Here is a 17,770-nt window from a genome sequence, read left to right as displayed (position 1 = left end):
GTCAGCCGGTGACCTCACCCCTCGTCGGCGCCCGCACGCCTTTCCGCGCCCGAGCCCGCCGGTCCGAGCCAGCCTCGGCCCATCGCGAGCGCTCCGGCCTGGAACCGGCTGCGGGCGCCCAGGCGTGCCATCAGCTCCGCGGTGACACGCCGGCCCGTACGCACCGACACGCCCAGCTTGCGGGCCACCACCTCGTCGGTGTGACCCTCCAGCAGCAGGTCGAGTACGGCCTGTTCCTGCGGTGTGAGCCCTTCCGGCTCCTGCGGTCGCGGGCCGCCGATCGGCTGCGCCTGCTCCCAGGTCTGCTGGAACAGCGAGTCCAGCGCGGTGATCACGCCGGTGCCGTCCAGCACGAGAATGCCCTTGGCCGCCGCCTCGGGGTCGATCGGGACGATGGCCGTACGGCGGTCGTAGATGATCATCCGCAGCGGCAGCTGGGGAATCGTACGCACTTCGCCGCCGCTCTCCTGCAGCCAGCGTGCGTAGCCGAGGGTCGCCGGGTCGTTGCGTATCGAGTCGAGGTAGACGTAGCGCAGCCGGACGCCGCGGCCCAGCGCGTTGCCGTCGAGCGGGCGGGCCGCGTCCAGCGCGGCCTGGGTCTGCGCGCCACGTGGCGCGAACACCTCTATCTCGTTCTCCGCGCCGTGCGACAGCCGCTCGATCTGCGAGTTGATGGCGTCCAGGCCGGTGTACCGGCGCACCTCGGTGGTCGTGGCGGACGGGCTCTCGTCGTACTCGGTGAGCATCCGCGTGATGGTCAGCCGGGTCTCCGCCATGGCCTGCTGCCGCGCGGCCAGCTCCTGCTCCTGCCGGTGCAGCAGACTCGCCAGCCCGAACTCCGGGTTGACCAGCCGCATTTTGTCCGGTTCTTCCGAGGACCTCCGTACAAGCGCGAGCCCTGCAAGCTCATTGAGTGTGTCCGTCACCCTGGACGGCGGCCAGCCGAGCGCCTCGGCGATCTCGGCCACGCCTGCCCTGGGTGTCTTGAGAAGTACGCGATATACGGATTCAGCATCTGAATCCAGACCCAACTGGTCCAAACGTCCGCCCCCCGGAGAACTCCCATGTCAACCGCGCGGTCACACGCAGCGACGAAAGCAACTATCTCAGCCAAAGAGGATCAACAGCAACGTTACTCATCGGTCAGCGGTTCGATTCGAGCGTGTTTCTCGGAGGCCCCCTCATGTTCCTGGTGACGGCCAGAGTGCCGGCTGGTGCGCTGACCGGCGGGGACGCTTTGGACGACCGGATCCGTCGGGTCGTCACCTCCGAAGACCGCCTCGAACATCTTCATGTCCGCCCGGCGGACGACGGCGGGGCTCAACTCGTGCTCTTTCTGGGCCACTCCGACGCGGTCGGTACGCAGCGCGCGGCGGCCCGGCTCGTCGCCCGTGCGCTGGGCGCGGACGGGGTCGCGTGGGAACCCGCCGTTCCGCTGCCACTGGCCATGGAGCAGCTCGGACTGGTGCCGGGTGACAGGGAGTTGCCATCACAGGAGCCTGACAGTCGGTGATGCAGACGGGACGGGGTGTGAGAGGCAAGACTCATGGCTGTCGGGACGGAACGCCCGATCTGCACAGCCAAGAAGTACCAGGGGGAGAAAGAACCATGGGGAACATCGCTCAACGTCGTGGCCAGTTCATCGCCAGGCCCGCGGCAGCGGTTGCCATCGCGTTAGCGGCCTTGCTGGGCCTGGCACCGGCGGCCGCCGCCGAGACCACATCCGGCCAGTCGACCGGGGCCACGGTTTCGGTGCTCGGCATCCTCGCGGACATCTCGGTGTCGCCGCTCAACCTCGGCGAGCCGATCCAGCTCACCGTCAACGGCAACACCTGGGGGGACTAGATGTTCACGCAACAGGAGTCGGTGACCGAACTTCGCTCCGGCATCGACCAGCTCGACGCGCAGATCCGCGCCCTGTTCGAGCGCCGGCGCGAACTCTCGCACGCGGTCCAGCGGGCCCGGATGACGGAAGGCGGATCGCGTACCGACACCGGCCGCGAGATGCAGGTCATCAAGGGTTACGCGGACGACTTCGGCCGCCAGGGCACCGCGATCTCGCTGGCGCTCCTGGAGATCTGCCGGGGAGTCTCACCCGCGGCCGAGGGCTGATCGCCGGCGCCGCACCACACACCCAGCGCCCCGGCCACCGAACACGGTGGCCGGGGCGTCGTGCTGGGTCACTTCGGCTCGGGGCATTCCTTCCATGCGAGTCGGTAGATGGTGTTGATGGCGCCGTCCGTCGAGTCCATCGTCATGAAGCTGGTGGTCTTCTTCGGGTCCGAGGTGCCGGCGTTGACCCGGATCTCGGTGTTGATGTTGAAGTTGCGCTTCACTCCGCACGGCGCCCAGACCAGCTGGCCCCAGTCGGTCTCGTCAGTGGCCTGCCAGTTGTCGTCGAGCGGGCCGCTGAAGGGGTGGGTTCTGGACGCGGTGTCCGGTGAGCCCTGGAAGTAGTACGACGCCTTCTGGGTGGCGGTGGCGCCGGACTGCAGGCTGGCGAAGCCGCGGTAGTCGGCGCTGGCCACGGCGTAGGTGAAGCCGTGTGGCACGTGCACGATCAGGTTGAGCTGGCAGTTCTTCCGGAAGTCGGTCGGCTGTGCGCCGACGCCGACCTTGGCGAGGTACTCGCTGTACGTCACGGTGAACGCGGTGTTGTCCGGGGACACCGCCACGGCGGCGGACCCTGGTCGACATCCTGAACCGTTGACCGTCGCGACCTCAATCACGATTTTGTCCGGGGGCGCCACGATGGAGGCGGAAGCGTTCTGCGTGGCCAGCAGCGAAGCGAGAACAGCAGCGGTCGCTCCGCCCGCTAAAAGTGCACGGGACATGATTCTCCCATCGGGGAAATGTGAGGGGTTCAGCCGGAAGACAGCCATGACTGGCCATGGACATGTCAACTCTTCAAGTATTTCAGGTCGTTTCTCGAAGAGCCGGATCGAGTGGAATGGTAGATACCAACGCGGGGGCTGGCTAGGGTCGTTATCGGCCACCCCCGGCACCAGCAAAAAGAGGCCCCGAGGGGCACTCAAGTGCTCCTCGGGGCCTGCTTTTGACTGAATGTCAGTGGTTGATGCAGACGTTGCCGCCGGTCGGGTTCAGCGCGGCGATGATGTTGATCGAGTTGCCGCAGACGTTGATGGGAATGTGAATGGGGACCTGAATGACGTTGCCGGACAGGATGCCCGGCGACCCGATAGCCGCGCCCTCGGCCTCCGCGTCGGCCATGGCGGGGGCAGCGGCGCCACCGAGAGCCATGATGACGCCCGCTACGACGGCTGCAGCCTTCATGCGCTTCATGTCGTTGATCCTTTCAGCAGCGGTGCCGTACGCAGGCGCGACCGTCGCGCGCTGCGCTGCCAGTTCCCTGTTCATGAGCACCCCTGCAAACCTAGTAACGATGGGGTTCCCGCAAAGAAACCTCGATATGGCCGTCCGTTCGAGATGTCACTCGTATGCAGCACGGTGGTTTATCGAACTCGGCAGCGAGTTTCTTTTGCGATAACGCTCCCTCTATCTTTCTGACGTTTCTTCAAATTCTCTGGAACATTTGACGCCCTGAATGAATGCGCCCCCGAACGCTCGGCGTTCAGGGGCGGACACGACCTAGCGGTTGGCGGTGCCGTTGCCCGACAGCACCGGGATGTTGCTGAGTATGTGCGACAGCGGCTCGTCGCCCTTGGCCTGCGTCGAGTTCTCGACACACTGCTGGTTCTGCGGGGACGAGAGGACGTTGACGTCCTGGACCGCGAGCGCCCCGAGACCGGCGAGGCCGCCGGCGTTGAGCTTGGCCGGCAGGCCGACACACGGCTTGTTCAGCGAGCCCTGGACGAGGTCGATCTGCGGGCTCCAGTCGCCGTGGGTGGCGGAGTTGCCGGGCCTGCGGCGCGCCGTTGCCATTGATCGTCGTCGTGCCCTCGTCGTTGCCGATGGCCATGGCCTGCGGGGCCATCGCGGCGCCGGCTCCCACCATCGACGCGGTGACCGCGGCGGTAGCCAGAATCTTATTGATCACAGAGCTTGCCTATTTGCTATGAACGATCGATCGTGGAGCAGACTGATCAACTGCCCTCGACCGGGTTGGTTGCGCGCCTTCATTCGAATGCCGCAGTGCGCCGCAGGCGCGCCGTACGGAATTCCCGGCGGAGGGCCCTGTACAAGGGCCCTCCGCCACTGCGGGCAGATCGCCGCGCGCGCAACCGGATGCGCCATGCCAACAGAAAGCACGACTGCCCCACGACGCAATGCGCCGCCGGCTGGAGGCTTGCAACCGGAGCTGGTCCATGCGCGGCCTGCTCGGCCATTCAACCATCGGACGCCCGCCGTGCGGCTCCGCCTTCACCCGAATGCCGAATGAATTCGGCGAGACCCGTGCAATTTTCATCGGTGCACAATGGGCGGGTCCAGAACGCAATCGAAGCGGTGAAATCAAATATGACAATCACGGCGACCGGAGCTGTGTCCGTCGAACCGGGAAGAAGGCACCGTGCGGGCCACGGCGAAATCGGCGCCGATCGCGCGCTGTCCTGGCTGCTGATCATCACGGGTGCGGCGGGGCTGCTGGCTTCGTGGGTCATCACGATCGACAAGTTCAAGCTGCTGGAGGATCCGTCGTTCACGCCGGGCTGCAGTCTCAACCCGGTGGTCTCCTGCGGCAACATCATGAAGAGCGAGCAGGCGGAGGCGTTCGGGTTCCCGAATCCGATGCTGGGTCTGGTCGCGTACTCGATGGTGATCGCGATCGGTGTGGCGCTGCTGGCGGGTGCGCGTTACCGGCGGTGGTACTGGCTGGGCCTGAACGCGGGGTGCCTGTTCGGGGTGGGGTTCTGTACGTGGCTGCAGTACCAGTCGCTGTACGAGATCAACGCGCTGTGCCTGTGGTGCTCGCTGGCCTGGGTCGCCACGATCGTGATGTTCTGCTACGTCACGCTGCACAACATCAAGCACCGGATCATCAAGGTGCCTGAAGGGCTGCGCAAGGTGCTGCTGGAGTTCCACTGGCTGCCGCCGGTGCTCTGGATCGGGATCATCGGCATGCTGATCCTGACCCGCTGGTGGGACTTCTGGACCAGCTGACGGACCCGAAGGCCCGCGTAGGTAAACCCCGGCACCGAGGTGCCGGGGTTTACGTGTGAGGCCGCGAGACTCAGTTGTTGGCGGTGCCGTTGCCCGACAGCACCGGGATGTTGCTGAGTATGTGCGACAGCGGCTCGTCGCCCTTGGCCTGCGTCGAGTTCTCGACACACTGCTGGTTCTGCGGGGACGAGAGGACGTTGACGTCCTGGACCGCGAGCGCCCCGAGACCGGCGAGGCCGCCGGCGTTGAGCTTGGCCGGCAGGCCGACACACGGCTTGTTCAGCGAGCCCTGGACGAGGTCGATCTGCGGGCTCCAGTCGCCGTGGGTGGCGGAGTTGCCGGGCCTGCGGCGCGCCGTTGCCGTTGAACGTGGTCGTGTCCGACTCGTTGCCGATGGCCATGGCCTGCGGGGCCATCGCCGCGCCCGCCCCCGCCACAGACAGGGTGACTGCCGCAGTCGCCATAACCTTCTTGAGCATGTTCCGTCCTTCTGTCGCGTGGATGCCCGCTGCCGGAGCGCCCTGACAGCCAGCCGTCACGAAGGTAGGTTCTGCCGCTTCACCCCAATGGCCGCCGATGAGGAGTTCTTAGGCTTATTGGGCCGAACAGGGGTCGCTCGTGCCGTCGCCCGTGTCATCTCCATGTGTCATCCGTTTCGATCTGTGAGCCCTTAACACCGGGCAGAACATCGAACAGAAGGTGCTAAATCCATGAAGACTGTCAAGAGGGCCGCCGTGGTGCTCGCCACCGCTGGTCTCGCCGCTGGTGCCGCCGCCGGAACCGCGTTCGCCGACGCCGAAGCCGAGGGCGTTGCGGCTCACTCGCCGGGCGTACTCTCCGGCAACCTGATCCAGGTTCCCGTGCACGTTCCCATCAACATCTGCGGCAACACGGTCAACATCATCGCGCTGCTGAACCCGACCTTCGGCAACGTCTGCATCAACGACTGACGTTCGCGCAACGCCACACAAGGACGGCGCCACCGGAATCCGGTGGCGCCGTCCTTGCGTTGTGTCTTTGCGTTGCGCCCGAGTGGGCCTTTGTAGGGGCCTTTGTGCGGGCCTTTGCGTCGAGGAGCGGGTTCAGCCGCCGAGTTCGACCCCGCCGAGCAGCGGTGTGAGCCCGGCGGCCGTCTTGAGCACTTGCTGCGGAACGTCGCCCTTGATGTTGTTCAGATTCATCGCGGTGTCGGCGGCATCGGTCACCACGCTCTCGCTGCCGTTCGGCAGCGGCGCCGAGGGGAGGGTGTCAGCAAGGCCGCCGTTGAGGCTCATGGGGGGCATGGGCGCGGTTGTCGCGGCGAGTGCGGGAGACGCCGCTCCCATCGCCGCCACCGAGCCGACGATGATCGCGGCAACCCTCGTGTACTTCATGGTTTCGCATCCCTTTCTTCCGGAGGCGTTGGTCGCCTCCGTCGTCATGGGTAACGACACCTCGCCATGTGAGAAACCCCTGCCGGATTTCTCGTATCACCCGCTAGTCGGCCGGAGGAGCCGGATGGCGGCCCCTCCGGCCGATGTCGCGCGGGTGGTCCGGGACAGGTCCCGGTCAGCGGTTCACGCAGGCGTTGCCGAAGGTCGGGTTCAGCAGCGCGACGATGTTGACCGTGTTGCCGCAGAGGTTGATGGGCACGCTCACCGGAACCTGGATCAGGTTGCCGCTGAGAACGCCCGGCGAGTGGGCGGCCACGCCCTTGGCCGAGGCGCCGGAACCGTCGTCGCTCGCGGCAGCCGCACCCGCGCCGCCCATCAGTGCGGTGGCACCGGCAACGGCAATGGCACCAGCCTTGACGAAGCTCTTCATCACGAATATTCCTCTCGGGATCAACAATGGAGCACATGGTTAACGACCCGTCCGCGAAAGGGATGTGCGCGATCACTCGATGGGCTATTCCCGAAGGAGCTCCGACGGCATGCGGGCGGCCCTGGAGGCCAGGTGGGCAAGGCCGCCGCGTGCGTTGACTCCAGATGGCGGTACGCGCGAGTCTGACGTGATTTCCAACTAGCTTTCTGACAAAGTGCACTCCTGCTTTTGTCATGTTGTTCGAGCATGGAGAGCCAGTCATGTCGAAGTCGACGGGCTTCGCTTTGCGAGGTGCCCTGGGAGCGATGCTTCTGGCGGCGCTTTCGATCGCTCCACTTCCTGCCGCGGCCGCCCAGGGCCCGCAGGAATCACCCAGAATTCCGTTCACTCAGCGCTATCAGGCCGTGCATCACGGCGGGATCGTCCGCGCCGCCAATTCCGCGATCACCTGCCGGACCCCGAAGTCCCCCTCTGCCGCTTCGTGTTCCGCGATCCGTTCGGGAGCCGACGGAGCAAACAGCGACTACGACATGTTCTACGTCGACCTCGACAACGACCCCAACACGTACAACTCCAGCCGCGCGGAACTGACCCTGCCGGAGAACTCCCGTGTGCGGTACGCCCGGCTGTACTGGGGCGGAAACCTGCGGGTCGGCGAGCAGAAACCGCCCAAGGACAACGGCCGGGTGCTGATTGCCGAGCCCGGCGGGCGGTACCAGGAAGTCCTGGCCGACACCCGTGTCGCGCACCGCACCGCGGACGGCAGCGATGCCTACCAGGCCTCCGCCGACATCACTCCGCTCGTCCGCCAGAGCGGTTCGGGCCTGTACACCGTCGCCCAGATCAATGTGGCCATGGGGCATTCGAAGGTCGGCTCATGGGGCGGCTGGACGCTGGTCGTCGCGTACGAGAACAGCGCGGAACCGCTGCGCCACATCTCGGTCTGGGACGGGTTCGAGACGCTCGACGCCGATCGAAAGAGCCAGCAGCTCAGCCTGAGCGGGCTGCGCATTCCTGCGGGCGCTGGCGGGCGCGCCGGTGTTGTCTCGTACGACGGAGACCGCGGCGCGAAGGGCGACTCGGTCAGCGTCACCGCATCCGGCGGCGCAGTGGGAAGCACCGGCAAGGCGCTGGCTCTCACCAACTCCGCCAATCCCGTGTCCGACGTCATGAATTCCACCATCAGCACCGCCGGAAGCCCGGCGATCAAACGACAACCCGCGCATGTGAACACCCTCGGATACGACTCCGACGTGTTCGACATCAAGCCCGCCCTCGGCGCCGGCGGCAGCACTCTGAATTTCCGGTTCAACGCCGAAAACCTTGGATACTTCCTCGGCGTTCTCTTCCTGCAGGCAGACTCCCGCGGCTGAATTCCCACCCGGCGCTGCTCGCCCGAGCCAGATTCACAGTCCACGTCCGAAGAGAGCCGCACGTGCCGCACAGAAGTTGGACTGAGCCGACCCAACTGACGATTTTCCATCTGGTTCAGCCGGTGGAAGGGGGAGTCGCACGCGTTGTCACCGACCTGGTCCGCGCTCAGGCCGCGGAGGGATTCCGCCCAGTTGTCGCCTGCCCGCCGGGCGGCGCGCTGGCCGCCGACGCAGCCGCTGCCGGAGCCGGCGTACTCGCCTGGCCCGCCGTGCGGGCGCCCGGCCCCAGGCTGGCCACAGAACTCCTGACCGCGGCCCGGCTGATCCGCCGCAGCCGTCCGCATCTGGTGCACGCGCACAGCGCCAAGGCGGGACTCGTCGCCCGGCTCGCCGTTCGCGGCCGGGTGCCCACCGTCTTCCAGCCGCACGCCTGGTCCTTCGACGCGGTGGAAGGGCGCACCGCCGAACTGGCGCTGAAGTGGGAGCGGTACGGAACCCGCTGGAGCACCAGGACGCTGTGCGTCAGCGAGACCGAGCGGCAGGCCGGAGAGAACGCCGGGATCGCAGCCCGCTGGGCCGTCATCCGCAACGGCATCGACCTGCGCCACTTCGGCCCGGACGACGGAGCGGGCCCCGACGACGGAGCGGGCCGCGCGAGCGCACGGGCCGGGCTGCCGCAGCTGAACGGGTTCCCCGCCACGATGCCTCTGGTTGTCTGCGTCGGACGGCTGTGCCGCCAGAAGGGCCAGGACATTCTGCTGCGCGCCTGGCCACAGGTGCGCGCCGGGGTGCCCGAGGCCCGGCTCGTACTCGTCGGAGACGGCCCGGACCGCGAGCAGCTGACGCAACTCGCGCCGCCGAGCGTGCTGTTCGTCGGCGAGAGCCGGGACACCAGGCCCTGGCTGCGCGCCGCGGACGTCGTTGTCCTCCCCTCGCGCTGGGAGGGCATGGCCCTCGCGCCGCTCGAAGCCATGGCCTGCGGACGGCCCGTCGTCGTGTCCGACGTCAGCGGCGCGCGGGAGAGCCTGCCGCCCGGGCACGAGGAGTTCGGCCTCGTACCGCCGGACAATCCGCAGGCACTCGCGGCGGCGCTCACCCGGCTGCTCACACAACCGGAGCTCCGTGACGAACTGGGCCGCCAGGCGCAGTCCCACACCCGGGCGACCTGCGACGTACGGACGACGGCAACCGCAGTCTCCGGCCTCTACCAGGACCTTTTGGACTCGCCCCACCCCATGACGAGGAAGCGCACGCCATGACGACGGAGAGTGTTCCAGCGCCCCACACCGCCCACGCGACAGCCGTGCAGCGCCCGGCTCCGTCGATCCACCCGCCCCGCAGGGCCACCGCTCGCCGGGCCGCGCCTCTGGGCCCGCGCAGTGCCGGCCGGTGGGACGCGGCGGCGGGGCTGCTAGCCGCCGACGTCCTCGCACTGGCGCTGACCGTCGCCGTGGTGCCGCCGCTGCCCTGGCCCTGGCCCGTACTCGCGCTGCTCGTGGTGGCCCAGCCGGCGGCGCACGCCTGCCGCGGCCTGTACCGGCCGAGCCTGTCACCGTCGGCGCTCGGCGAACTGCCCGTGCTGGGCGCACTCGCGCTGCTGCAATGGGTGGCCGTCGCGGAGGCGCTCGGTGCGTACCACTCCGGGTTCGCGGTCGGCTGGACAGCGGTGGCCATGGCCGTCGCCGCGCAGGCCGTGCTGTGCTGCGGTGCGCGGGCCGCCGTGTACCGCTACCGGCGCTCGGTGGCCGTACGCAGGCCGGAGTCGGCGCTTGTCGTCGGGCGCGGGCCGCTCGCCGCGCAGGTGACCGCGGCGCTGTACGACCACGCCGAGTACGGAATGCGGCCGGTCGGCCAGGTCGACCCCGGGCCCGCGCAGGTGGTGACTCAGCAGGACGCCGTGTCGCTGCCCGTGCTCGCCACGCCTCAGGACGTCAGCCGCGCGGTCATCCAGAACACCGTCCGGCACGCCGTCTTCGTCCAGCCGCCCGAGGCCGATGCCGAAACGGCGGCGTTCGTCCGGCTGTTCGCCGACCACGGCTGCCGGGTCTGGCTGGTCGACGGCGGCGCGGCGGCGGGCGTCACGTCTCGGCGGCTGCCGGGCCCCGACCACCTGTGGGGACTGGCCGTACAGCCGCTGCACATCGGGCTGCACCGGCCCGTGGCCCGCGCGGTCAAGCGGGCCATCGACACGCTGCTCACGGCGTTCGTCCTTGTCGCGGCGGCACCCGTGATGGCCGTGTGCGCACTCGCCGTGCGGATCGCCGACGGTCCCGGCGTCATCTTCCGGCAGGAGCGCATCGGCCTGGACGGAAGGTCCTTCGTGCTCCTCAAGTTCCGTACGATCAGCCCCGCCGACGAGCACGAGTCCGCCACGCGCTGGAGCGTCGCGCTCGACCGGCGCATGAGCGCCACCGGCAGTCTGCTGCGCCGGACCTCGCTGGACGAGCTGCCTCAGCTGTGGAACGTACTGCGCGGTGACATGAGCCTGGTCGGCCCGCGGCCCGAACGGCCCTACTTCGTCGCCAAGTTCAGCCACACCCATCCCGGCTACCACGCTCGCCACCGGATGCCCGTCGGCATCACCGGGCTCGCGCAGATCAACGGCCTGCGCGGCGACACCTCCATCGAGGAGCGCGCCCGCTTCGACAACCACTACATCGAGACCTGGTCGGTCTGGCAGGACGTGTGCATCCTCGCGCGGACCGCGGCCTCCCTGCTCCGGCTCGGAGGCAGCTGAGGATGACCGCCACGTGGACCGCGACGTCCGCGGAGTCCGCCGTTTCGGAAGAGGCGCCGTACGAGCGCGTCCGCCGGGCCGCGGTCCGGTGGTGGCCGCTGCTGCCGCTGACGGCCACCGTGCTGCTGCTGGCGGCCCCGCTGCCGGCGGGCAGCCGGGCGGGCTCCGGCGGCTTCGTGCCGGCCGATGTCGCGTCGGGCGTACTGGTGGTCTTCTGCCTGGTGCGGGTACTGCACCTGAGGGCGCGGCCGTTGACGCCGGCCGTCGCCGTCGTCCTCGGCGCTCCGGCCGTCGGGTTCGCCGTCGCCACGATCACCGCGGCGGATCCGCAGGCCGGCCTGCCGGGCTACGTCCGCTATCTGCAGGTCTTCGTGCTGGTGCCGGCCGCCGTCGTGCTGAGCATCCGCGACGCCCGCGACTTCCGCGTCGTCGCGTGCTGCCTCGTGGCGCTCGCGCTCGTGCAGGGCGCGATCGGCATCCAGCAGTACGTGAGCGGGACCGGCGCGTCCTACATGGGCGAGGACATCAGAGCGGTCGGCACGTTCGGGCCCACGGATGTCATGGGGATGGCGACGGTCGTCTCGTACGGACTGCTCGCGGCGGCCGCGCTCGCGCTGCGTGCGCCCGAGGGGACCTCGCGGCGGCTGCGGGCCATCGCGGTCGCCGCGGCGGCGGTGCTGGTGGTGCCGCTGGCGCTGTCCTTCAGCCGCGGGGCGTGGATCGCGACGGCGATTGCCGCTCTGGCGGTGATCCTGCTGACCGGCGTGCGGACGGCGGTGCGCGCGCTGGCCGTGCTGACCGCGGCCGCTGTGGTGCTCGTGGGTGGCTTCGGTGTCGGCTCCGAGATGATCTCGCAGCGGCTGAGCAGCATCACCGAAGTGACCGAGGCGCCGGACCAGTCGGTGACCGACCGGTACACGATGTGGGCGGCGGCGGCGAGCATGTGGCGCGAGGAGCCGGTCACCGGCGTCGGCCTCAAGGGCTTCCCCGCGCACCGCGACGCCCATGCCTCCATCGGACTCTCCGCGGGCAGCGACACCGCCGGCGCGGGCCAGGTCTTCCAGAAGCAGCCGCTGCTGTCGCCGCACAACATGTATCTGCTCGTGCTCAGCGAACAGGGGCTGATCGGCGTCACCGCGTTCGTCGGCAGCTGGGCGGCGGTGCTGGTGGGCGGAGTGCGGCGGGTGCTGAGGAGCGGCCGGCGTGCGGCGGGGGACTGCGGGTTGGTGGCCGTCGGGCTGATGGTCTGGCAGACGGTGGACTTCCTGTACGCGGACATCGGCGGGCCTTCGACGGTGCTCACCGGTGTGGTGCTGGGGCTGGGGGCTTGGTGGGCGTTCGCAGCGCCGGGCGGGGCGAAGTCCGCGTGAACGACTGGTCGCCCGCGGCGGGCCCGCGCGGCGGAGCCGCGACTTCGGAGGCGGCCCCCGCCCCGCCGCTTCCCGAAACCGGGCACTCCATCCCCCGACCCCCGCTGCAGCAGCAGCCGCCGCTGGGGAACTTTCTCGCCCGCGCCGCCGCCGTCACCGCCGGGGTCACCGCCGTCGGAGCGCTCCTCGGGCTGGTGCGGGACCAGGCCATCGCGCAGATCTTCGGGGCCAGCGTCGACAGCGACGCCTTCCTGATCGCCTGGACCGTGCCCGAGATGGCGTCCACGCTGCTGATCGAGGACGCGATGGCGCTGCTGCTCGTGCCCGCGTTCAGCCATGCGCTGGCTCGGCGGGCCGCCGCCCGCGGGCGCTCGCTCGACCCCGTACGGGCCCTCGTCGCGGCCACGCTGCCGCGGCTGTTCGTGTCGCTGGCCTGTGCCGCCGTGCTGCTGATGCTCTGTGCGCCGCTCGTCGTGCGGATCCTGGCTCCCGGATTCGGCGATCCGCAACTGGCCGTCGACTGCACCCGGTTGACCGCACTGACCGTGCTCACCTTCGGCATCGCCGGATACTTCAGCGCCGCCCTGCGCGCCCACGGCAGTTTCCTGCCGCCCGCCGGCGTCTATGTCGCGTACAACCTCGGCATCATCGCGACCACCCTCACCCTGCACTCCGTGTGGGGCGTGCGCGCCGCCGCGGCCGGTGTCGCCGTCGGCGGGCTGCTGATGGTGCTGGCCCAACTGCCCACGTTTCTCCGCCGGGTGACCTGGTCCCCGCTGCTCGGCAAGCGCCGCAAGAGCGCCGCTCCCCACCTCGGGTTCGCCGTCCTCGCGCCCGTCGTCCTGTTCGCCGTCAGCCGGCAGTCCCAGGTCCTCGTCGAGCGTTTTCTCGCCTCCTCCCTGCCCGGTGGCGCGATCTCCCACCTCAACTACGCGCAGAAGGTCGCGCAGATGCCGATGGTGCTGTCGCTGATGATCTGCACGGTCACCTTCCCGGTGGTCGCGCAGGCCATGGCCGACGGCGACCGCGAACGCGCCCGGCGCCGGGTCGAGCTCGATCTGGCGCTGGCGGGCATGGTCGTGCTGCTCGGCACCGCACTCGTACTCGGCTACGCGCACCAGATCATCGAGGTCCTCTTCGAGCGCGGTGCCTTCGACGCTCAGGACACCGAGACCACGGCGACGGTCATGCGGGTGTACGCGACCGGGCTGCTCGGCCACTGTCTGGTCGGGGCCCTGGGGCGGCCGTTCTTCTCCTCCGGGCGGCCCACCTGGTACCCGGCCGTCGCGATGGCCGCCGGCCTGGCCGTCACCACGGTCGCGGGCGCGGCGGCCGTCGGGCACTGGGGCGTCCACGGAATCGCCGCCGCCAACGCCGCCGGGATCACCACCACCGCGCTCCTGCTGCTCAGCGGTCTCGGGTCGCGCGTGGTCGCGATCGAGGTGCGGGCGATCAGCGCCGCGCTCGGCCGGCTGGCCCTGGCCGCGACAGCGGCCGGGACGGCGGGCTGGCTGGCCGCGCCCCTGGTGGCCGATCCGCTGCTCAGCGCCGCCACCGGATGTCTGCTCGTACCGGCCGTCTTCACCGTCACGGGGCTCGCCGTCAGAGCCCCGGAGGTCGTCCATCTGCTGGCTCTTATCCGACAGAGGATCCGTCATGACCGCTGACACATCGACACGTCACCCCGTCACAACCACCCCGCCTCCCGCCCTGCCGTGGATCCTGATGTACCACTCGGTGGCGGACCCGGACCACGACCCGTACGGCATCACCGTCTCCCGCGACCGGCTCGACCTCCAGCTCGGCCTGCTGCGCCGCCGCGGTCTCACCGGAGTCGCCGTCGGCACCCTGCTGCGCGCCCACGCCGAGGGCCGCGGCCGGGCCCGCGGACTCGTCGGTCTCACCTTCGACGACGGCTACACCGACTTCGTCGACGCGGCGCTGCCGGTGCTGCGCCGTCACGGCTGCACGGCGACCCTGTTCGTGCTGCCCGGCAGGCCCGGCGGCAGCAATGAATGGGATCCGGAAGGCCCGCGCCGGCCGCTGCTGACCAAGGACGGGATCCGGTCCGCCGCCGCGGCCGGGATGGAGATCGGCTCGCACGGGCTGCTGCACCGCGATCTGACCGGCCTCGACGAGGACACGCTGCGGCAGGAGACGTGCGGCAGCCGGGAGTTGCTGCGGGAGATCACCGGAACCGCGCCCGCGGGCTTCTGCTATCCGTACGGCACGGTCGACGCGCGAGTGGCCGGCGCGGTGCGCGAGGCCGGATACGCGTACGGCTGCGCGATCCGCCCCGGCGCGCTCGCGGACCTCCACACACTGCCGCGTACGCACATCAGCCAGGCCGACCGGGCCGTACGGCTGAGCGTGAAGCGGCTGCGGCACTCCGTGGAACGGCATGTCATGGAACGGCGCCTGCGGTGAAGGCGCTTCACATCATCACCGGGCTCGGTGTCGGCGGCGCCGAGCAGCAGTTGCGGCTGCTGCTGCGCCAGCTGCCGGTCACCTGCGACGTGGTGACGCTGACCAATCCGGGAGCGGTCGCCGAAGGCCTGCGCGCCGACGGGGTGCGCGTGACCCACCTCGGGATAGGCGGAAACCGGGACCTGGGGTCCGTGCCCCGGCTGGTCCGGCTGATCCGGCGCGGCGCGTACGACCTCGTCCACACACATCTGTACCGCGCGTGCGTGTACGGCCGGATCGCGGCGCGGCTGGCCGGCGTACGCGCCACGGTCGCCACCGAACACTCGCTGGGGCAGGCGGAGATCGAGGGCCGGCCGCTCACCCGGCCGACGCGCGCGCTGTATCTCGGTACCGAGCGGCTCGGCTCGGCGACGGTCGCCGTCTCCGACACCGTCGCGGCGAGGCTGCGCGCCTGGGGCGTGCCGGCCGGGCGCATCCATGTCGTACCGAACGGAATCGACGCCGCCCGGTTCCGCTTCGACGCCGGCGAACGCAGCGCCACCCGCGCCCGGCTCGGCATCCCGCCCGACGCGCTGGTGGTGGGCGGCGTGGGCCGGCTCGTACCCGGCAAACGCTTCGACGTGCTCGTCCGTGCGGTCGCCGCGCTGCCCGGCGCCCGGCTGCTGCTCGCGGGCGACGGGCCCGAGCTGACCGCGCTGCGCACGCTCGCCGCGCAGCTGGGAGCGGCGGACCGGGTCCGCCTTCTCGGCGAGTGCGACGCACAGGGTGACTTGGGCGTCCCGGCGCTGCTGTCCGCGATGGACGTCTTCGTCTCGGCGTCCCGGGAAGAGGCGTTCGGTCTGGCCGTGATCGAGGCGCTGGCCGCCGGGCTGCCCGTACTGCACGGCGCGTGCCCGGCCGTCGACGATCTGCCGGGTCGTCAGGCACCGGGCGCACGGCGGGTCGGCGCGGCCGGCCGGGCAGCGACGACACAAGAGCTGACCGCGGCCCTGCGGCAGCTCACGGCGGCCGGAGCCGAGCGTCTGCCGCCGCCTCCGGCCGTCGCCCACTACGACATCGCGCGCAGCGGCGCGCGCCTCATGGACGTCTACGCGCACGCCCTCACCACCACCCCCTCCACCAGGAGAGCAAGCCGATGACCAAGTCGCCCGCGCAGAAGCCCGCCAAGCCCGACGAGTCCGCCGAGCCCACCGGCCCCGTACGGACAAGCCGACCCCGTGCCAAGTTCACCCTCCTGCCCCGCTGGTGGCCGCTGCCCGTCTGCGTACTCGTCGGCGCGGTCGGCGGAGCCGCGTACGGCGTGCTCGCGCCGCCCCAGTACGCGGCCACCAGCTATGTCGTCGCCGTCCCGGCGAAGGACGCCCAGCCCGGCGCGGCACTCGGCTTCGCGCAGGCGTACGGCCGGATCGCCACCAGCGACTCGACGATCGCGTACGCCCGCGTCGCCGCCAAAGTCCCCGCGAAGACCCTGCGCAAACACGTCCGGACCGAGACCTCCCCGGACTCGCCGATGATCGCGATCACCGGCACGGCGACCCGGCCCCGCAAGGCCGCGGACATCGCCAACGCGGTCGCCGACGCCGTGTTCGTGAGCAGCAATCAGGTGGCCAAGAACACCGGCGTCCAGCTGCTCAGCTTCTCGCAGGCCATCCCGCCCACTCAACCCGTCTCGCCGTCCGCGCGGCTCAGCGCGGCCGTCGGCGCGAGCGGCGGAGGTCTGATCGGCGGCCTGATCCTGCTCGTACGGCCGAGGCGTCCGCACCGGACCGTGGTCACCACCGTGCCCGCACCGGCCGCGTCGCCGGAACCGGCGGCGAGTGAAAGGGAGCGGGTGTGAGCGGGCGGCCGAGTCTTGCCGTCACGCTGTGCCGCGATCCGCGCGACTTCGCCCGGCTGCGGCCCGAGTGGGACGCACTGCAGCGCCGCTGCGCCACCGCAACGCCGTTCCAGAACCACTCCTGGCTGGACTCCTGGTGGCTCTCGTACGGGTCGGCGGGCAAGCTGCGGATCGTCCTCGTACGCCGGGACGGACAGCTGGTCGCCGCCGCGCCGCTGATGCTCGTGCACCGGCCGATGCCGCTGCTCGTGTCGCTGGGCGGGCCGATCTCCGACTACGGCGACATCCTCGTGGAAGACGCCCACGCAGGTTGCGCGATCGCCGCGCTCGCACGGGGACTGCAGCGCGCCGCGCGCCTTGCGGTGATCGATCTGCGCGAAGTACGGCCCGGAGCCGCGGCCGAGCGGCTGTACGAGACCTGGACCGGAGCCCGGGCCCGGCTCACGGACTCGGTCTGTCTGGAGCTGCCTGCCGCGCCGATGGACGAGCTGGTCAAGCGGTTGTCGACCAGCCGGGCCCAGCGCGTACGGGCCAAGCTGCGCAAGATCGACGCGCTGAATATCGAGGACTACCGGGTGCTGGAGCACGAGGTGCCCGGAGCCGTCGACCGACTGCTGCGGCTGCACGAACTCCAGTGGCGGGGCCGCGGAGTGACGGTCGAGCACATCAGACCGCGGTTCGCCGCGCATCTGAAGCGGGCGACCCGGCGGATGGTGCGCGACGGAGACGCGGCGCTCACCGAGTACCGGCTGGACGGGGAGGTGGTGGCGGTGAATGTGGCACTGCTGTCGGGCCATCTGACGGGCGGATACCTGTACGGCGCGCACCCGGAACTCCGGGACAAGAAAGTCGACGTCGCGACGATGCTGCTGCGTCATGACGCGAACCACGCGGCGAGCACCGGCCGGCGGGTGGTGAGCCTGCTGCGCGGAAAGGAGTCGTACAAGAACCACTGGCGCCCGGAGGCGGTCACCAACCAGCGGCTCCTGATGGCTCCGGCCGCGCTCGAACCGGCGCTGCGCCTGCACGCCGCACGCTCGGACTGGCGCGACCGCGCGGCAGGGGCGGTGAACAGCCGGTTCCCGGAGGCACGGGTGTGGCGCGACCGCCTCAAGGACCTGCGGGCGACGGCGTCCCGCTAGGC

The 17,770-nt window shown here is 70.1% G+C and carries 19 protein-coding genes and 2 pseudogenes; 14 read left to right on the top strand and 7 right to left on the bottom strand.

Annotated elements, in window-relative coordinates; genetic code table 11:
* Positions 1 to 14: 14 nt before the first annotated feature.
* Positions 15 to 1,031 (bottom strand): helix-turn-helix domain-containing protein, encoded by a 1,017-nt coding sequence (locus ACH4YL_RS26315; RefSeq protein WP_398509900.1) that lies wholly within the window; start codon positions 1,029 to 1,031, stop codon positions 15 to 17.
* A gap of 152 nt (positions 1,032 to 1,183) precedes the next feature.
* Between ACH4YL_RS26315 and ACH4YL_RS26310 the strand changes: the two genes are divergently transcribed.
* From ACH4YL_RS26310 to ACH4YL_RS26300, 3 genes are all read left to right on the top strand, one after another.
* Positions 1,184 to 1,513, top strand: coding sequence for a hypothetical protein (locus tag ACH4YL_RS26310; RefSeq protein WP_398509899.1), 330 nt, complete (start codon positions 1,184 to 1,186; stop codon positions 1,511 to 1,513).
* Positions 1,514 to 1,608: 95 nt separating this feature from the next.
* Positions 1,609 to 1,845 (top strand): hypothetical protein, encoded by a 237-nt coding sequence (locus ACH4YL_RS26305; protein ID WP_398509898.1) that lies wholly within the window; start codon positions 1,609 to 1,611, stop codon positions 1,843 to 1,845.
* On the top strand, positions 1,846 to 2,112 hold the full coding sequence (locus ACH4YL_RS26300) for a chorismate mutase (RefSeq protein WP_398509897.1): 267 nt from the start codon (positions 1,846 to 1,848) through the stop codon (positions 2,110 to 2,112). It abuts the gene before it with no gap.
* Between the two features lie 68 nt (positions 2,113 to 2,180).
* On the opposite strand, the gene ACH4YL_RS26295 is transcribed toward ACH4YL_RS26300, so the two are convergent.
* The 3 genes and pseudogenes from ACH4YL_RS26295 to ACH4YL_RS26285 all read right to left on the bottom strand — a co-directional run bounded on the left by ACH4YL_RS26295 (position 2,181) and on the right by ACH4YL_RS26285 (position 4,018).
* A complete protein-coding gene (locus ACH4YL_RS26295; RefSeq protein WP_398509896.1) occupies positions 2,181 to 2,834 on the bottom strand; it encodes a DUF4360 domain-containing protein in 654 nt (217 codons plus the stop codon).
* Between the two features lie 232 nt (positions 2,835 to 3,066).
* A complete protein-coding gene (locus tag ACH4YL_RS26290) occupies positions 3,067 to 3,303 on the bottom strand; it encodes a chaplin (RefSeq protein WP_398510009.1) in 237 nt (78 codons plus the stop codon).
* 306 nt (positions 3,304 to 3,609) lie between these two features.
* Positions 3,610 to 4,018 (bottom strand): annotated as a pseudogene (locus ACH4YL_RS26285) (rodlin).
* 419 nt (positions 4,019 to 4,437) lie between these two features.
* On the opposite strand from ACH4YL_RS26285, the gene ACH4YL_RS26280 reads away from it, so the two are divergent.
* On the top strand, positions 4,438 to 5,079 hold the full coding sequence (locus tag ACH4YL_RS26280; protein WP_398509895.1) for a vitamin K epoxide reductase family protein: 642 nt from the start codon (positions 4,438 to 4,440) through the stop codon (positions 5,077 to 5,079).
* Between the two features lie 70 nt (positions 5,080 to 5,149).
* Here ACH4YL_RS26280 and ACH4YL_RS26275 read toward each other — a convergent pair.
* Positions 5,150 to 5,558, bottom strand: a pseudogene (locus tag ACH4YL_RS26275) (rodlin).
* Between the two features lie 231 nt (positions 5,559 to 5,789).
* Between ACH4YL_RS26275 and ACH4YL_RS26270 the strand changes: the two are divergent.
* A complete protein-coding gene (locus ACH4YL_RS26270; RefSeq protein ID WP_398509894.1) occupies positions 5,790 to 6,029 on the top strand; it encodes a chaplin in 240 nt (79 codons plus the stop codon).
* Positions 6,030 to 6,161: 132 nt separating this feature from the next.
* On the opposite strand, the gene ACH4YL_RS26265 is transcribed toward ACH4YL_RS26270, so the two are convergent.
* Both ACH4YL_RS26265 and ACH4YL_RS26260 read right to left on the bottom strand, forming a co-directional pair.
* Positions 6,162 to 6,452: a hypothetical protein gene (locus tag ACH4YL_RS26265; protein WP_398509893.1), complete on the bottom strand. Its 291-nt coding sequence runs from the start codon at positions 6,450 to 6,452 to the stop codon at positions 6,162 to 6,164.
* Between the two features lie 175 nt (positions 6,453 to 6,627).
* Entirely contained in the window at positions 6,628 to 6,882 is a 255-nt protein-coding gene (locus tag ACH4YL_RS26260; RefSeq protein ID WP_398509892.1) for a chaplin, read from the bottom strand.
* Between the two features lie 260 nt (positions 6,883 to 7,142).
* Between ACH4YL_RS26260 and ACH4YL_RS26255 the strand changes: the two genes are divergently transcribed.
* The 9 genes from ACH4YL_RS26255 to ACH4YL_RS26215 all read left to right on the top strand — a co-directional run bounded on the left by ACH4YL_RS26255 (position 7,143) and on the right by ACH4YL_RS26215 (position 17,768).
* Positions 7,143 to 8,255, top strand: a complete 1,113-nt coding sequence (locus ACH4YL_RS26255; protein ID WP_398509891.1) for a DUF3344 domain-containing protein — start codon at positions 7,143 to 7,145, stop codon at positions 8,253 to 8,255.
* Positions 8,256 to 8,317: 62 nt separating this feature from the next.
* Positions 8,318 to 9,514, top strand: a complete 1,197-nt coding sequence (locus tag ACH4YL_RS26250; protein ID WP_398509890.1) for a glycosyltransferase — start codon at positions 8,318 to 8,320, stop codon at positions 9,512 to 9,514.
* Positions 9,511 to 10,992: a sugar transferase gene (locus tag ACH4YL_RS26245; RefSeq protein ID WP_398509889.1), complete on the top strand. Its 1,482-nt coding sequence runs from the start codon at positions 9,511 to 9,513 to the stop codon at positions 10,990 to 10,992. Before ACH4YL_RS26250 ends, ACH4YL_RS26245 begins: the two co-directional genes overlap by 4 nt.
* Before the next feature lie 2 nt (positions 10,993 to 10,994).
* Positions 10,995 to 12,362 (top strand): O-antigen ligase family protein, encoded by a 1,368-nt coding sequence (locus tag ACH4YL_RS26240; protein WP_398509888.1) that lies wholly within the window; start codon positions 10,995 to 10,997, stop codon positions 12,360 to 12,362.
* Positions 12,359 to 14,029 (top strand): lipid II flippase MurJ, encoded by a 1,671-nt coding sequence (locus ACH4YL_RS26235; protein ID WP_398509887.1) that lies wholly within the window; start codon positions 12,359 to 12,361, stop codon positions 14,027 to 14,029. The genes ACH4YL_RS26240 and ACH4YL_RS26235 overlap by 4 nt, the downstream gene beginning before the upstream one ends.
* Positions 14,019 to 14,789: a polysaccharide deacetylase family protein gene (locus tag ACH4YL_RS26230; RefSeq protein WP_398509886.1), complete on the top strand. Its 771-nt coding sequence runs from the start codon at positions 14,019 to 14,021 to the stop codon at positions 14,787 to 14,789. Before ACH4YL_RS26235 ends, ACH4YL_RS26230 begins: the two co-directional genes overlap by 11 nt.
* Positions 14,786 to 15,928 carry a glycosyltransferase gene (locus ACH4YL_RS26225; protein ID WP_398509885.1) on the top strand — a complete coding sequence of 381 codons (1,143 nt, stop codon included), beginning with the start codon at positions 14,786 to 14,788 and terminating at the stop codon, positions 15,926 to 15,928. The genes ACH4YL_RS26230 and ACH4YL_RS26225 overlap by 4 nt, the downstream gene beginning before the upstream one ends.
* The gene (locus ACH4YL_RS26220; protein ID WP_398509884.1) at positions 15,925 to 16,626 is read left to right on the top strand and encodes a YveK family protein; all 702 of its coding nucleotides are present in this window, start codon (positions 15,925 to 15,927) and stop codon (positions 16,624 to 16,626) included. The genes ACH4YL_RS26225 and ACH4YL_RS26220 overlap by 4 nt, the downstream gene beginning before the upstream one ends.
* Positions 16,623 to 17,768, top strand: a complete 1,146-nt coding sequence (locus ACH4YL_RS26215) for a GNAT family N-acetyltransferase (RefSeq protein WP_398509883.1) — start codon at positions 16,623 to 16,625, stop codon at positions 17,766 to 17,768. Before ACH4YL_RS26220 ends, ACH4YL_RS26215 begins: the two co-directional genes overlap by 4 nt.
* Positions 17,769 to 17,770: the final 2 nt, after the last annotated feature.

The sequence above is a fragment of the Streptomyces sp. NPDC020681 genome (assembly GCF_044334895.1).
GTDB lineage: Bacteria > Actinomycetota > Actinomycetes > Streptomycetales > Streptomycetaceae > Streptomyces.
This window is presented reverse-complemented; position numbering and strand designations above follow the sequence as displayed.

Bases quoted from the DNA above. Each gene is read 5' to 3' on its own strand.
- ACH4YL_RS26310 (WP_398509899.1), top strand. From the start codon at position 1,184: ATGTTCCTGGTGACGGCCAGAGTGCCGGCTGGTGCGCTGACCGGCGGG.
- ACH4YL_RS26305 (WP_398509898.1), top strand. From the start codon at position 1,609: ATGGGGAACATCGCTCAACGTCGTGGCCAGTTCATCGCCAGGCCCGCG.
- ACH4YL_RS26300 (WP_398509897.1), top strand. From the start codon at position 1,846: ATGTTCACGCAACAGGAGTCGGTGACCGAACTTCGCTCCGGCATCGAC.
- ACH4YL_RS26295 (WP_398509896.1), bottom strand. From the start codon at position 2,834: ATGTCCCGTGCACTTTTAGCGGGCGGAGCGACCGCTGCTGTTCTCGCT.
- ACH4YL_RS26290 (WP_398510009.1), bottom strand. From the start codon at position 3,303: ATGAAGCGCATGAAGGCTGCAGCCGTCGTAGCGGGCGTCATCATGGCT.
- ACH4YL_RS26280 (WP_398509895.1), top strand. From the start codon at position 4,438: ATGACAATCACGGCGACCGGAGCTGTGTCCGTCGAACCGGGAAGAAGG.
- ACH4YL_RS26270 (WP_398509894.1), top strand. From the start codon at position 5,790: ATGAAGACTGTCAAGAGGGCCGCCGTGGTGCTCGCCACCGCTGGTCTC.
- ACH4YL_RS26265 (WP_398509893.1), bottom strand. From the start codon at position 6,452: ATGAAGTACACGAGGGTTGCCGCGATCATCGTCGGCTCGGTGGCGGCG.
- ACH4YL_RS26260 (WP_398509892.1), bottom strand. From the start codon at position 6,882: ATGAAGAGCTTCGTCAAGGCTGGTGCCATTGCCGTTGCCGGTGCCACC.
- ACH4YL_RS26255 (WP_398509891.1), top strand. From the start codon at position 7,143: ATGTCGAAGTCGACGGGCTTCGCTTTGCGAGGTGCCCTGGGAGCGATG.
- ACH4YL_RS26245 (WP_398509889.1), top strand. From the start codon at position 9,511: ATGACGACGGAGAGTGTTCCAGCGCCCCACACCGCCCACGCGACAGCC.
- ACH4YL_RS26240 (WP_398509888.1), top strand. From the start codon at position 10,995: ATGACCGCCACGTGGACCGCGACGTCCGCGGAGTCCGCCGTTTCGGAA.
- ACH4YL_RS26230 (WP_398509886.1), top strand. From the start codon at position 14,019: ATGACCGCTGACACATCGACACGTCACCCCGTCACAACCACCCCGCCT.
- ACH4YL_RS26220 (WP_398509884.1), top strand. From the start codon at position 15,925: ATGACCAAGTCGCCCGCGCAGAAGCCCGCCAAGCCCGACGAGTCCGCC.